This window comes from Aliiroseovarius marinus, assembly GCF_004360145.1.
GTDB lineage: Bacteria > Pseudomonadota > Alphaproteobacteria > Rhodobacterales > Rhodobacteraceae > Aliiroseovarius > Aliiroseovarius marinus.
Genome location: NZ_ML178713.1, coordinates 1 through 14,294 on the forward strand (window position 1 = coordinate 1; position 14,294 = coordinate 14,294).

At 61.0% G+C, this 14,294-nt stretch carries 13 protein-coding genes; 8 read left to right on the plus strand and 5 right to left on the minus strand.

Going from position 1 to position 14,294, the window contains the following annotated elements:
• Positions 1-238, minus strand: a 238-nt coding sequence (locus tag EOL43_RS03430; protein WP_205669513.1) for an alpha-hydroxy-acid oxidizing protein, incomplete at its 3' end; no start/stop codon positions are given.
• 277 nt (positions 239-515) lie between these two features.
• Between EOL43_RS03430 and EOL43_RS03435 the strand changes: the two genes are divergently transcribed.
• The 5 genes from EOL43_RS03435 to EOL43_RS03455 all read left to right on the plus strand — a co-directional run bounded on the left by EOL43_RS03435 (position 516) and on the right by EOL43_RS03455 (position 5,341).
• Positions 516-1,493: a Hint domain-containing protein gene (locus EOL43_RS03435; protein WP_166636191.1), complete on the plus strand. Its 978-nt coding sequence runs from the start codon at positions 516-518 to the stop codon at positions 1,491-1,493.
• 153 nt (positions 1,494-1,646) lie between these two features.
• Positions 1,647-2,267 (plus strand): 30S ribosomal protein S4, encoded by a 621-nt coding sequence (gene rpsD, locus EOL43_RS03440; protein ID WP_133485594.1) that lies wholly within the window; start codon positions 1,647-1,649, stop codon positions 2,265-2,267.
• A 179-nt stretch (positions 2,268-2,446) separates the two neighbouring features.
• Positions 2,447-3,568, plus strand: coding sequence for a histidinol-phosphate transaminase (gene hisC, locus EOL43_RS03445; protein ID WP_133485596.1), 1,122 nt, complete (start codon positions 2,447-2,449; stop codon positions 3,566-3,568).
• Positions 3,565-4,482: a prephenate/arogenate dehydrogenase family protein gene (locus EOL43_RS03450; RefSeq protein WP_420867494.1), complete on the plus strand. Its 918-nt coding sequence runs from the start codon at positions 3,565-3,567 to the stop codon at positions 4,480-4,482. The genes hisC and EOL43_RS03450 overlap by 4 nt, the downstream gene beginning before the upstream one ends.
• A gap of 16 nt (positions 4,483-4,498) precedes the next feature.
• Positions 4,499-5,341, plus strand: coding sequence for an extensin-like domain-containing protein (locus tag EOL43_RS03455; protein WP_166636192.1), 843 nt, complete (start codon positions 4,499-4,501; stop codon positions 5,339-5,341).
• A 3-nt stretch (positions 5,342-5,344) separates the two neighbouring features.
• Here EOL43_RS03455 and EOL43_RS03460 read toward each other — a convergent pair whose 3' ends face one another.
• Positions 5,345-6,346 carry a DUF2125 domain-containing protein gene (locus EOL43_RS03460; protein ID WP_166636193.1) on the minus strand — a complete coding sequence of 334 codons (1,002 nt, stop codon included), beginning with the start codon at positions 6,344-6,346 and terminating at the stop codon, positions 5,345-5,347.
• Positions 6,347-6,418: 72 nt separating this feature from the next.
• Between EOL43_RS03460 and EOL43_RS03465 the strand changes: the two genes are divergently transcribed.
• The 3 genes from EOL43_RS03465 to EOL43_RS03475 all read left to right on the plus strand — a co-directional run bounded on the left by EOL43_RS03465 (position 6,419) and on the right by EOL43_RS03475 (position 9,978).
• On the plus strand, positions 6,419-6,958 hold the full coding sequence (locus EOL43_RS03465) for a gamma-glutamylcyclotransferase (RefSeq protein WP_205669514.1): 540 nt from the start codon (positions 6,419-6,421) through the stop codon (positions 6,956-6,958).
• Between the two features lie 83 nt (positions 6,959-7,041).
• Entirely contained in the window at positions 7,042-8,238 is a 1,197-nt protein-coding gene (locus EOL43_RS03470; protein WP_133485602.1) for a biopolymer transporter ExbB, read from the plus strand.
• Positions 8,239-8,241: 3 nt separating this feature from the next.
• A complete protein-coding gene (locus EOL43_RS03475; RefSeq protein ID WP_133485604.1) occupies positions 8,242-9,978 on the plus strand; it encodes a peptidoglycan -binding protein in 1,737 nt (578 codons plus the stop codon).
• On the opposite strand, the gene EOL43_RS03480 is transcribed toward EOL43_RS03475, so the two are convergent.
• The 3 genes from EOL43_RS03480 to gloB all read right to left on the minus strand — a co-directional run bounded on the left by EOL43_RS03480 (position 9,975) and on the right by gloB (position 14,197).
• Entirely contained in the window at positions 9,975-10,946 is a 972-nt protein-coding gene (locus EOL43_RS03480) for a M23 family metallopeptidase (RefSeq protein WP_133485606.1), read from the minus strand. The genes EOL43_RS03475 and EOL43_RS03480 overlap by 4 nt on opposite strands.
• Complete coding sequence (gene clpA / locus EOL43_RS03485) at positions 10,946-13,273, minus strand: ATP-dependent Clp protease ATP-binding subunit ClpA (RefSeq protein ID WP_133485608.1); 2,328 nt, start codon at positions 13,271-13,273, stop codon at positions 10,946-10,948. The genes EOL43_RS03480 and clpA overlap by 1 nt, the downstream gene beginning before the upstream one ends.
• 159 nt (positions 13,274-13,432) lie before the next feature.
• The gene (gene gloB, locus EOL43_RS03490; RefSeq protein ID WP_133485610.1) at positions 13,433-14,197 is read right to left on the minus strand and encodes a hydroxyacylglutathione hydrolase; all 765 of its coding nucleotides are present in this window, start codon (positions 14,195-14,197) and stop codon (positions 13,433-13,435) included.
• Between the last annotated feature and the right edge of the window lie 97 nt (positions 14,198-14,294).

Below are 14,294 nucleotides of genomic sequence, written 5' to 3' on the forward strand. Positions count from 1 at the left end.
ACGCCGCCCTACTGGCCCACTTTTGCGCCGCCCTTGACACCAGCATGGTGGTGCGGGTCGACCGGTTGTCCATGTCCACGGCAACGCGCTGGCGGAAATAGATCTTGTCAAAATCCGAGCTGTTCTCGCGGAAGGTTTGTTCAGACCAACTGCCACTTTCAGCATAGTCATAGAACATTTTGGGCACGCGCCGTTTGTAGATACGGCGCAGATCTTCGATTTCCGTGATGACGGGCATTGTGTGCTCCTGCGCTGGTAAAAAATCGTTACCAATCGCGGTTGTGTGGCGCAAGAGGGCGTTTCGGCTGACCCGCACGCGCCCGAATTGTGGATTTTGGGACTCACCTGCGACAGCTAACGCGGGCTGGCGACAAAAGACTTATCAGGGTGATTCGCCCGTGATACCCTTTCAGAAAACAAATATAATGGCAGGTATAACCATGAATACGGGCTACGAAGGTACTTTCGTAATTTCATGGGCGCAGACAACGGTCAATTCGACCGTAAATGCGCCTATGGCAATGTTAACCACAGGATCGGACTGGGAATGGAGCGGCGAGGCCGTGCGCCTTGATCGCACGCGTGAGCTGGCCCTGTTGCAGAATGTTGGGGATCAGGTCGACAAGCGGCGCCGCGCGGCCATCTTCGCGCACCAACTTGTCGGGGCTGCAACGATCGGCGCGGCTGGGCTTGAGGTGCTGGCAGAGGATGATCCCCGCTTGAATGTCGGGTTCGAGGTCACGGATGGCTATGAAAGCTATCGCGTGTCTCTGGTGATCTCGCCGAATGGAGGCACCCCGCTTTTGGTCTTCGCTGGTTCCGTGCCGCGCCCCGAAACGACGCTGCGCGTGGTGCGCGCCAATCTGGTCGCGACGCAAGACGATCTTCTGACAGAGCTTCCGTCGGGCGTCGCCATCCTGTCGCAAGGCACCCGCGTGCGCACCCCCTCGGGCGAGTGTGCGGTCGAGGACTTGCGCGAAGGCAGCGTGATCCTGACCCGCGAACATGGTGGCCAGCCGGTCCTTTGGGTCGGGCAGCGCCACATCTCGCAAGCGCGCATGATGGTCGAGCCTGAGCTGAAGCCGATCCGCCTGCGCGCTGGCGCCATTCGCCCCGGCCAGCCGGATGCGGATTTGCTGGTGTCGCCCCATCAGCAGATCCTTGTCTCGGGCATGCGTGCGAAGCAGTTGCTTGGGCAGGCCGAAGTTTTGGCAGGCGCCGCAGATCTGGTAGATGGAAGCCTGATCATGTGCGACCGCAATGCGCCCGAGATCACATTCTATCAAGTTCTGCTTGGACGCCACGAGGTGGTCTGGGCCAATGGTGTTCCGGTGGAAAGCCAGCACCCCGCATTTGCGGATCTGGACGCAACAATGACCGAGCATCGCGCACGCCTGAAAGCCCTGTTCCCGCAGTTGGACGAGATGGCCACCAGCACTGCGCAAACACCGCATGTGGTCCACGAGAATTCAATGGAAATTGGCGTGGCCTAGTCATTGACTCCACCGCTCACGGCGCTATAAGCCCCAAATCCGGTCCCGCGAGGGGCCGGTTTTCATTGGTGTTGGTGGCCCCCGCAAGGGGATCCCTGTCAGGCGCAAGCCAGAGGACAACGCCCTTCGAAGTTTACAGAAGGAGATCAGCAGATGACCAAAAGAACTGCTGCCAAGTACAAAATTGACCGCCGTATGGGCGAAAACATCTGGGGACGTCCGAAGTCGCCGGTAAACCGCCGCGAATACGGCCCCGGCCAGCACGGCCAGCGTCGCAAGGGCAAAATGTCGGACTTCGGTCTGCAGCTGCGCGCCAAGCAGAAGCTGAAAGGCTACTACGGCGACCTGACCGAGAAACAGTTCCGCCGCATCTATGGCGAAGCCGAGCGTGTTAAAGGCGACACCGGTGAAAACCTGATCGGTCTGCTGGAGCGCCGTCTGGACGCTGTTGTGTACCGCGCCAAGTTCGTACCGACCGTCTTCGCCGCACGTCAGTTCGTGAACCACGGCCACGTGAAAGTGAACGGCAAGAAGGTAAACATTCCTTCGTACCGCGTTAAAGAAGGCGACGTCATCGAAGTACGTGACCGCTCGAAGCAGCTGGCTATCGTTCTGGAAGCCGTAGCGCTGGCCGAACGTGATGTGCCTGACTACATCGAAGCCGACCATTCGAAACTGACCGCCACCTTCACCCGCACCCCCGGCCTGTCGGACGTGCCTTATCCGGTGATGATGGAACCGAACCTCGTGGTCGAATTCTACGCGAAGAACTAATCTTCGCCGCACCAGACGAATTCAAAAGGGCCGCGCCAGTCGCGGCCCTTTTTTTATGCTTTCGGTCGCAACATGCGGCCAATTTGCCATCCTATTTGAAAAATACGACCGGCCCCAAACATCGCTGGTCTTGAATTTGGACTAAGTCTAAAACGCGCCTACGAAGGAAAGGCCAAGTCATGACGAAACCTGTGCCCCAGCCGGGGATCATGCAGATCAAGCCCTATGTCGGCGGTGCCTCGGGCATCGACGGGATGTCGAATGTGATCAAGCTCAGCTCGAACGAGAACCCGTTTGGGCCAAGCCCGCTTGCCGTTGAGGCATTCCAGAAGGCAGGTCATGCGCTTCATCGTTATCCGAACACCGATCACGCCAGCCTGCGGGCAGCGATTGGCGATCTGCACGGGCTGGATCCCGAGCGGATCATCTGTGGTGTCGGCTCGGACGAGATCATTACCTTTCTGTGCCAATGCTACAGCGGCCCCGAGACCGAGGTGATCTATACCGAGCACGGGTTCTCGATGTACAAAATCTCGGCCCTGGCGGCGGGTGCGACGCCGGTGATGGTGCCGGAGCGCGAACGCATGGTCGACGTGGACGAAATTCTGAAGGCCGTGACGCCCAAGACCTCGCTGGTGTTCGTGACCAATCCGGGCAACCCGACGGGCACGATGGTCAGCAGGGCCGACCTGTCGCGTTTGGCGCGCGAGCTGCCGGACGATGTGTTGATGGTCATCGATGGTGCCTATGCGGAATACGTCGACGGGTTCGACGGCGGTGCCTCGCTGGTCGAGAAGTTCCCGAACGTGGTCATGACGCGCACGTTCTCGAAAATGTACGGCCTTGGTGGGCTGCGCATCGGGTGGGGCTATGCTTCGTCCGAGGTGATCGGCGTTCTGAACCGCGTGCGCGGGCCGTTCAACCTGTCGATGCCGCAGCTGGATGCCGCCGAGGCAGCGCTTGGCGACCGCGAGCATGTGGAACGCTGCCTGCGCGAAAACACCCGCCTGCGCGCGTGGCTGGCCGAGGCGCTGGCCGAGCTGGGCGTGCCGTCGGACACCTCTTGCGCCAACTTCATTCTGGCGCGCTTTGCCGACGCGGACGAGGCGAACGCCTGTGACGACTTCCTGCAAAGCGAAGGCATCATCGTGCGCCGTGTCGCGGGCTATGGCCTGCCCAACTGCCTGCGCATCACCATCGGGGACGAGGCTTCGTGCCGCCGCGTTGCGCATATGATCGGGCGGTTTAAAGGCGTTGCGCCGGCCTCGGACGAGAGCAAATCCGAAGGGGGTGCATCATGAGCGTGATCTACCAACGCGTGGCCCTGATCGGCCTTGGCCTGATCGCGTCGTCGATGGCACATGCGATGCGCCGCAGCGGTTTGGCGGGCGAGATCGTCGGCACCGCTCGGTCTGCCGAAACACGCGACATTGCCCGCGAGGTCGGATTTTGTGACCGCGTCGTGGACACCGCGGCCGAGGCCGCTGAAGGTGCAGACCTTGTCGTGCTGGCCGTGCCCGTGGGCGCGATGGGCCCCGTGGCGCAAGAAATCGGCCCGATCCTGAAAGCTGGCGCGACGGTCACGGATGTGGGCTCGGTCAAAGGGGCTGTCATCGAAGCGGTATCGCCGCATCTGCCGGACAGCGTCCATTTCATCCCGGGCCACCCGCTTGCCGGGACCGAACATAGCGGCCCGCGCTCGGGCTTTGCCGAGCTTTACGACAACCGCTGGTGCATCCTTGTGCCGAACGGCGCGGATGAGGCTGCGACCCAACGCTTGCGCGACCTCTGGGAAGGTATGGGCGCGAATGTGGATATGATGGATGCCGACCACCACGATCTGGTTCTGGCCGTCACCAGCCACGCGCCGCACTTGATCGCCTACACGATGGTGGGCGTGGCTGATGACCTAAGCCGCGTGACAGATACCGAGGTGATTAACTACTCGGCGGCGGGTTTCCGCGACTTTACGCGCATCGCGGCGTCGGATCCGACCATGTGGCGTGATGTGTTTTTATCCAACAAAGACGCGACCTTAGAGATCCTTGGCCGCTTCACGGAAGAGCTGTTCGCCCTGCAACGTGCCATCCGGACAGGCGATGGGGACCACCTGTTCGACTATTTCACTCGCACCCGTGCGATCCGTCGTGGCATTATCGAAGCCGGACAGGATACGGACGCACCAGATTTCGGACGTTCGGTCAAACACGACTAGGGTGGTGAACACAGGCATGGCTACGCGCTTCATTGGCAGCAGAGTGATCTGGCAGGCCGGGGCGCTTGCCTTAGCGGCGTGTGTCGGCGTCGGAACCGCACAGGCCGAGATGCTGCGCCCGAAGCCACGCCCTGTTGTTGCTGAGTTACCCCTATTGCCGATGTCACTTCGCCCAATGGCGCGTCCAGTGGTGGCACCGGTTGTTCTTGCGCCGGCGCAGCCCGCCCCGCCAACGCGTCTTGCAGTTGTCACGTCTTTGCGACCCATTAGTCGCCCGAAGGGCTTCGCGCGCAAGATCGCATCCACGACACCCACACCCGCAAGCGCGGGCCGTCGCGGGCGGATTTGTGGCGTGAACGAGATCAAGGGGCAGGCAATTTCAGCCATCCCCGGTAAGATCAACGGTTGCGGGATCTCCTCCCCCGTGCGCGTAACCGAGGTGTCGGGCGTAAAGCTGAGCCAAGCGGCGGTGATGGATTGCACCACGGCGAAAGCCTTGAACAACTGGGTGCGCAATGGGGTCTACCCGGCCGTTGGGCGCTTGGGCGGCGGCCCGTCGTCTCTGCGTGTCGTCGCGCATTACGCCTGCCGTACCCGTAATAGCCAACGCGGCGCGAAGATCAGTGAGCATGGTAAGGGCCGCGCGGTGGACATCGCTGGGATCCGCTTGAAAAACGGGGCCGAACTGTCTGTTCTGCGCGGCTGGCGCGATCCTGCGCAGAGCAAGGTTCTGAAGAAAATGCACAAGGCGGCCTGTGGTCCGTTCGGGACCGTGCTTGGCCCCAATGCGGACAAGTATCATCAGGACCATTTCCATTTTGATACCGCCCGCTATCGCAGCGGCGCCTATTGCCGCTAGGCCTTACCGGATCTTGATGATCGGGGCTGCGCCGATGGGGATCGGGCCAAGGAACACCGCCCCGCCGGACAGGCGCAGGGTCACATCCAAGGTTTCCGAATTGCCCGACAGACCCGCCACGAACTGAAGTGCGCCGGTAACCGTGCTGACCAGTTCCGGCGCGATGGCGCCCGAGGCTTCCGCGATCTCGATCATTTTGCGCCAGTTTTTGGCTTTGATGGCGACCTCACCTGTGGGAATGCCACGCTCGTCAACGTCCACCGCGCCAACGGCTTTCAGCCCCAGCTCGCCCCATGTGGCGTCCAGCTCGGTGATCTCGATCCGGGTGATTTGCGGACGTGCGGTTTCGACAGCATGCCGGTCCCACGGCCCGGTGAAATCGACGCTGGCTTTCAGCAGCGCGCGTTCAAACACCGGAGGCAGTAGGTTGCCATCGCCAAAGCTCTGAATAAAGGACGAGGCGGGCAGCAGGCCGGTCGCCTCGAAATGGATGTCGTGCCGGTTTGGCGCGACCGAGGATTTGCGCGTCGCGATCTGCCCGGCCTCAAGCCCGGCGGTCCAGCCCGCGTTGGACTGCATCGTCAAGTTCTGGATCACGATTGAACTGCGGTCCAGTGGAAGGTCGGGGCTGGGATCGAAGACCAAAGAACCTTTGAAGCTGTCGGCCTGAAAACTGATGTTTTGCAGGGGCGAGGATATGACCTGCTGCCCCGGCCACACCGCGATCACGTGATTGGGCTGATAGGATAGCGCAAGGATTTTGAACTCATCCGCGCGCCACGCAAGCCCGGTGTCCGGGTCGGCCAGTTCAAGCCCTGTAAAGATCGTGTCGAACCGGTTGGGAAATCCTTGGGTCGAGATGTCCTCGGCCTGCGATACCCAGCCCTCGGCGCGGCGATCCTCGATCCAGGTGGTAAACGCGCTTTCCACGCCCTTTGCCCCGATAAACCAATATCCGGACCAAAGCCCCGCCAGAACCACTGCAATCACAACCAGCTTACGCATCTTCAATTCCCTTTTTGCACGATACATGCTTATAGGCGTGTGTACTGCGCGAAGGACAGAAGGGCGAGTGAAATGAGCAACGGCGATTTGTGGGTTTTCGGCTATGGGTCGCTGATGTGGAACCCGGGCTTTGACCATGACGAAGCGCTGGTCGCCACGCTGCCGGACTATCACCGCAGCTTCTGCATGCGTTCGATCCACCACCGCGGCACGGAAGACCATCCGGGTCTGGTGCTGGCGCTGGACGAACTGGCCGGTGCGCATTGTCAGGGGCTGGCTTTCCGCGCCCGTCCGGGCACCTATGATCAGACCATGGCAGACCTGCGCGAGCGCGAGCTTGTATCCTCGGCCTATCTGGAAAAACGGCTGATGATCGACCTGCGCGATGGTCGCCGGGTCGAGGCCGTGACCTATGTCATCGACCCCGATCACGTGCAGTATTGCCAGATTGAACTGGACGAGCAGGCCCGGATTATCTCGACCGCCGTCGGGGGTAGGGGGCCGAATACAGAGTACCTTTACAACACCGCCAGCCACCTGACCGAGCTGGGGATCGAGGATGAAGATCTGTCGTGGTTGTCCCATCAGGTCCGCGCGTTAACGGGCGGTTGAATTCTGCGGATAGAAAGCTTGGCAGGAAATGAAAACCTGCCTATCCTGACGCCAATAACAATGGCGACAAGGACATACCCCGCATGGATCACCCGGATCGCGGGACGCTGACTGCGCCCAGAAGAAAAGGCATCGAGCCGTCTTTCACTCAACCCGTGCGTCAGATCTTTCTGATGCTGGTGGCCTTGGGCCTTGTGGGCTTTGGCACGTTCGTGGCTTTGCCGCATGTCTTGCCCGTGTTCATGGCGAACCTGTATCTGAACGGGTTCATCCTGTTTGTCTTCATCATCGGGCTCTTGGCCTGTTTCTGGCAGGTGTGGCAGGTTTTCGCCTCGGTCAGCTGGATCGAGGGCTTTGTTCAACAGCGCGAGGCACACGACCCCGATCGCGCCCCGCGTCTGCTAGCGTCGCTGGCGGCGTTGATGCGGTCGAACCGAGGGACACAGTTGCAGATTGGCGCGTCGTCGTCACGCTCGATCCTCGACAGTATCGCCACCCGGATTGACGAAGCGCGCGACATCACGCGTTACATCGTCAACCTTCTGATTTTCCTTGGTCTTCTGGGCACGTTCTTTGGCCTTGCGACAACCGTGCCTGCGGTGGTCGAAACCATCCGCTCGCTTGCGCCGGGCGAAGGCGAAGGCGGGGTCGAGGTGTTCAACCGCCTGATGACCGGGCTGGAAGAGCAGTTGGGCGGCATGGGCACGGCGTTCTCGTCCTCGCTTCTGGGACTTGCCGGGTCGCTGGTCGTCGGCTTGATGGAGCTGTTCGCGGGTCACGGCCAGAACCGCTTTTATCGCCAGCTGGAAGAGTGGCTGTCGACCATCACCAAGCTTAGCTATGCGTCGGGCGACAGTGAAGACGCGTCCGAGGCTGGGGCCTATCTGGGCATTCTGGCCGAGCAGATCGAAACCATGCAGACCATGTTTGTCCAAACGGATGCGCAGCGCACGATGATGGATGAACGGCTGCGCGCACTGGCGACCAATGTCGAAGCCCTAACCAACCAGTTGGCACAGGATAATGGGCAGACGCAGGCATTGATGCAGATCGCCGAAAGCCAAGAGGCTGTACGCCAAATCCTTGAAGCGAACTCTGTCACCGACGAGGATCAAGTGGACGCCGAAAGCCGCATGCGCCTGCGCTCGATCGACGTGCAGATGCTGCGTATTTTGGAAGAAATGCAAGCCGGACGGCAGGAGAGTCTGGCCGATTTGCGCGGCGATCTGGCAACTTTGACCCATGTGATCCGCGTCGCTTCTGGTCAGGAGCAAGGCTAAGCCATGGCGCTGACCCGCCGATCCACCCAACGCGTCAGCGGGTCCATCTGGCCCGGCTTCGTGGACGCGATGACCGCGCTTTTGCTGGTGCTGATGTTCGTCCTGACGATCTTCATGATCGTGCAGTTCATCCTGCGCGAGACGATCTCGGGGCAGGCGAGCGAGCTGGACGAGCTGTCGGCGCAGGTGTCAGAACTGGCCGATGCGTTGGGGCTGGAACGCAACCGGACCGAGGCCCTTCAGGGCGAGATCGGCACGCTGAACGCAACTTTGACCGAGGCGCGCTCGATATCCGACGCGCAGGCGGCGTTGATTGCGCAGCTGACGACGCAGACGGAAAGCCAAGCGGCCGAGCTGGCGGCGCAGGCGGCGAAGATCACCAGTTTCGAAGCTCAGGTGGCCACGCTTTTGTCGGAGCGGGACCGTGCCTTGGCAGAAGGCGAGGCATTGAGCGCGACGGTGGAAGAACTTGAGGTCGCGCGCACCCAATTGCTGAGCGAACAGGAGGCCCTGCAACTGGCCCTTGCCAAAGCGCGTGACGAGGTCGATGCCGGTGCCGAGGCCGCGCGCCTTGCTGCCGCCAAGCGCGAGGCGTTGGAGGCTTTGGTCGCTGATCTGGAAGTGAAGGTCACCGAAGGTCAGACGGCGCTGGATGAAGAAGAGGCCGGGCGCTTGGCCGAGGCTGCGGCCGCCGAAGCCTTGCGTGAACGTTTGCAGAATGCGGACACTGAACTGACCGCCATGACCTTGGCCCTTGAAGAAGAACGCAAGCGGGCCGAGGAAACGCTGACCTTGTTGGCCGCCTCCAAAGCGGCGGGTGTGGATCTGGATAAACGCTTGGCGGCCGCACTGCTGCAGCTTGAGGAACAGGCCGCGGCAGGGGCGGATTCTGCAGAGTTGCGCGACCGGCTTGAGGCCGAACTTGCTGCGCGCCTGAATGCTGAACGGATCGCGACCGAGACACTGACCCAAGCCGAAGAACGCGCACGTCTGCTGGCCGCCGCCAATCTGGCGCTGGCCGAGGAAGAAGCCGAAAGCGCGGAAAGCCAACGCAAGATCGCGTTGCTGAACGAGCAAGTCGCTGCTCTCCGGACGCAGTTGGGCGGGCTACAGGCCATTCTGGATGAAGGCTCGGCCCGTGATCAGGCCGCACAGGTGCAGATCCAGAAATTGGGGTCCGAGTTGAACGCCGCCCTTGCGCGCGTCGCGGCCGAAGAACGTCGCCGCGCGGAACTGGAAGAGGCCGAACGCAAACGTCTGGAAGCCGAAGCAAAAGAACTGTCCGCGTATCGGTCCGAATTCTTCGGAAAACTGCGCGAGGTTCTGGGGAATCGCGAGGGCGTTCAAATCGTGGGGGACCGGTTCGTGTTCTCGTCCGAGGTGCTGTTCGAAAGCGCCCGCGCTGAGCTTCAGCCAGAAGGGCGGGCGCAAGTCGGGCGTGTGGCTGCGCTGTTAGCTGACGTTGCAGGCGAGATCCCTGAAGAAGTGGATTGGGTTATCCGCGTCGATGGGCACACGGACAACGTGCCGCTGTCCGGGCGCGGGGCGTACCGCAACAACTGGGAACTCAGCCAGGCGCGTGCCCTGTCGGTGGTCGAATACATGATCGACGCGCTCGGTTTCCCACCCGACCGTCTGGCCGCGACTGGCTTTGGAGAATACCGCCCGGTTAATCCTGCGAACACGCCCGAGGCCCGCGCTGAAAACCGCCGGATCGAGCTGAAACTGACGGAACGCTAAGGCGCGGTCAGTGTGGCAGTGGCCGAAATACGGTCGATCACAACCCCGTCACGCGTCAGCGTGGCCTCACCGTGATACGCACCGGGGAATGTGTTTTCGCCAGTCAGCCGCCGCCCTGCTGCACGCATCGCGCGGGCTTGCGTCTTGTCCAGCACCTCTTCGTGGTCGATGAAAACACCGTTGGGGCCGTGGATCACTAGCTGCATGAGGTCGTCGGCCTGTGCACCGAATATCTGCGCCCAGAACACGAATGCACCGCCGTCGCCGCCCACGGTAGTAATGTGTGCCTTGCCCCATTTTACCGCGTTAAAGTCAGGAATACGGTCGCTGAACCCCGCATTCACGAACCCACTGGCGCGGTACGGGACCTTGTTCGCCCACAGGGGTTTTGCGTCTGTATCGCCGCAATAGGTCAGAGGATCAGCGTTGAAGGGATCAACAAGCTGCCCGTCTTTGCGCAGGGCAACATGCAGATGCGGAAATTCTGAATGGCCGGACATGCCAATCTGGCCCAACAGGGTTTGCAGGCCGACGCGCTGGCCGATGTCGACGGTGATGCTGCCCTTGCGCAGGTGGCAATACTGGCTTTCCCAGCCGCCGCCGTGGTCAATCAGGACACCGTTGCCGCACTCCTGTTCGTCCGGATGATCGAAGGTCGTTGTGAAGAACTGATCTTCCACGCCGTCACGCAGTCGTCGCACAATGCCGGGCGCAACCGGGGTGACGTCGATACCCGCAAGCGCCGCCATGTCCGAGGTCAGCGCGATATCTGTGCCTTGGTGTCCGTCATAGGTCAGCGCGCCACAAGAGAAATCCGCGGCCCCTGCGCTGGGATCAACATCGACATAGTTCTGGATGAAGCAATCTTGCCCCAGCGTACACGCAACCGGGAAGCTGAGGATGGGATCACGCGCCGCAACCGGGGTCGCGGCGCATGTTATCAATGTTGCAGCCCAGAGGGCGCGCATCAATCGGCGGGCAGAAGCGGGGGCTTCTTGCGGCGGCCGATGCGCGGGGCTTTGGGCTCTTCATAGCGAAGTTCCAGTTTGCCGCCTTTGACACCCACCTGCACCAAGCCACCTTTCGCCAGCTTGCCGAACAGAAGTTCTTCGGCCAGCGGCTTCTTGATGTGCTCTTGGATCACGCGGCCCAAGGGGCGGGCGCCCATGCGATCGTCATAGCCCTTGTCGGCAATCCATTCGGCAGCGGCGCGGGTCAGTTCGATATGCACACCACGGTCCATCAGCTGGGCCTCGAGCTGCAGTACGAACTTCTCGACCACTTGCAAGATCACCTCTTTGCCCAGCGGGGCAAAGCTGATCACCGCGTCCAGACGGTTGCGGAATTCCGGCGTGAAGGTGCGTTCGATGGCTGCGGTGTCTTCGCCCTCGCGACGGTCACGGCCAAAGCCGATCGCGGCCTTCGCCTGTTCCGAGGCACCAGCGTTCGAGGTCATGATCAAAACCACGTTGCGGAAGCTGACGGTGCGGCCGTTATGGTCGGTCAGTTCGCCATTATCCATCACCTGCAGCAGGATGTTGTAGACATCCGGGTGCGCTTTCTCGATCTCATCCAGCAGCAGCACGCAATGCGGATGCTGATCAACGCCGTCAGTCAGAAGACCGCCCTGATCAAACCCGACATAGCCCGGAGGTGCACCGATCAGACGGCTGACCGCGTGTTTCTCCATATATTCGGACATGTCAAAGCGCAGAAGCTCGACGCCCAGATTGTCGGCCAGTTGCTTGGCAACCTCGGTCTTGCCCACACCGGTGGGACCGGCAAACAGGTAGTTGCCGATGGGCTTCTCAGGCTCACGCAGACCGGCACGTGCCAGCTTGATCGCTGAGGAAAGCGCCTCGATCGCGGTGTCCTGTCCGAACACGACGCGTTTAAGCGACTTTTCAAGATCGCGCAGAGTTTCCGCGTCGTCCTTCGAGACGTTCTTCGGCGGGATGCGGGCGATCTTGGCCACGACGGCCTCGATTTCCTTGGTGCCGATGGTTTTCTTCCGCTTCGAGGCGATCAGCAGATGCTGGGCCGCGCCTGCTTCGTCGATCACGTCGATGGCTTTGTCGGGCAGTTTGCGGTCGTTGACATAACGGTCCGATAGTTCGACAGCCGATTTGATCGCATCAGCGGTGTACTTCACGCCGTGATGTTCCTCGAAATAGGGTTTCAAACCCTTCAGGATTTTCACCGCATCTTCGACCGTCGGCTCGTTCACGTCGATCTTCTGGAAACGACGCGACAGTGCGCGGTCCTTTTCGAAATGCTGGCGGAATTCCTTGTATGTGGTCGAGCCCATGCAGCGTAGCTTGCCGCCCTGAAGTGCAGGCTTCAGCAGGTTCGAGGCATCCATCGCCCCGCCAGAAGTCGCCCCGGCACCGATCACCGTGTGGATTTCGTCGATGAACAGCACCGCGTCGGGATGCTCCTCAAGCTCTTTCATCACAGCTTTCAGACGTTCCTCGAAATCACCGCGATAGCGGGTGCCAGCCAACAACGCGCCCATGTCGAGCGAGTAGATGGTGGTTTCCGACAGGATTTCAGGTGTTTCGCCCGCGACGATCTTGGTGGCCAGACCTTCCGCGATGGCGGTCTTGCCCACGCCGGGGTCGCCAACCAAAAGCGGGTTGTTCTTGCGGCGGCGGCACAGAACCTGAATGCAGCGTTCAACTTCGTGGCCACGGCCGATCAGCGGGTCAATGTCGCCCTCACGCGCCTTGGCGTTCAGATCGACACAGTATTTCCCAAGTGCGCTATCATTTTCTTCGGCGGGCTGGGCGTCTTGCACATCCTCGTCATCGAAGTCCGGCGTGCCCGAGATCGGGCGCGCTTCGCCAAAGCCCGGCTCTTTCGCGACGCCGTGGGCGATGTAGTTCACCGCGTCATAGCGCGTCATGTCCTGTTCTTGCAGGAAGAAGGCTGCGTTCGATTCGCGTTCGGCGAAGATGGCGACCAGCACATTGGCGCCCGTTACTTCGGTCCGACCCGAGCTTTGGACGTGGATCGCAGCGCGCTGGATCACACGCTGGAACGCGGCGGTCGGGACCGCTTCGTTGCCTTCGATGTCGGTGATCAGGGTGGTCAGCTCTTCGTCGATGAATTCGACCAGCACTTTGCGCAGCACGTCCAGATCGACCGAACACGCCTGCATCACCCGTGTCGCGTCTGGTTCGTCCAGAAGCGCGAGCAGCAGGTGCTCAAGCGTTGCAAGCTCGTGCTTGCGGTCGTTTGCCAAAGCCAATGCCTGATGGATGGCTTCTTCGAGGGGTTTTGAAAAAGATGGCATGTTGCGCACTCCTCGTAAGTTCAGCGGTGGACATCGCTGGCGATTTCTTCGCCTTTTTACCGTTGCCTCATAGTATTAAGGTTCGGTTGTCCTTGCGTCGCTATCAAGACCCTTTTGGTCAATTTCTGCTCGCACAAGCGTGATTTCTTGAGATTTGCCTTAGAAATCGTCTTTCCTGGCGCGGATCTCGGCAAAGACCTCGGCGTCGGATGCGGTTTCTTTATGTAGGGCGGCTTTGACCGACGACAAGTGCGCGCGCAGAAATGGGTTGGTTTCCAGCTCGTCTGACAGAAGGGATGGGACGGTGGGCTGGCCCTCGGCGCGGGCGGCCTCGACCCGTTCGCGGCGGGCGCGTAGGGCGGCATTGTCCTGCTCGATGGTCAGCGCAAACGAGATATTGCCACCGGTATATTCATGGCCCGAGCAGATCAGCGTATCCGCGGGCAGCGCCATCAGCCGTTGCAGGCTATCCCACATCTGTTCGGGGCGCCCTTCAAACAGGCGACCACAGCCCATCGCCATCAGGCTATCGCCGGTGAAGGCGGCCTTGGCGGCGGGGACATAGAACGCGATGTGGCCGATTGTGTGGCCGGGGACGTCCAGCACCTGAACCTCGTGGCCCGCAAAGTCGAAACTCGTCCCGGGGGTGAGCGCCTGATCCAGTGGGGGCAGGCGGTGCGCATCGGCCTCGGCTCCGATCACGCGGGCGCCGGTGGCGGCAACCAGATCGGCGACCCCGTCAATATGGTCCCAATGGTGATGGGTCAGCCAAATCTCGGACAGGGTCCAGCCGCGCTGTTCCAGTTCGCCTTCGATGGGCAGGGTCTCGGGCGCGTCGATCAGCGCAGTTTTCCCTGACTTGGCGTCATGCAGCAGAAATGCATAATTATCCGAAAGGCAGGGAATTGTGACAAGTTCGAGCATGTTGGTTCTCCGTGGTGGTGCAACAGTCTTGCCCAAACGATCCGAAGCCTCAATACTGGTAATGCGCCCGAGGGATAAAAATGGCGGGAGAAAAACC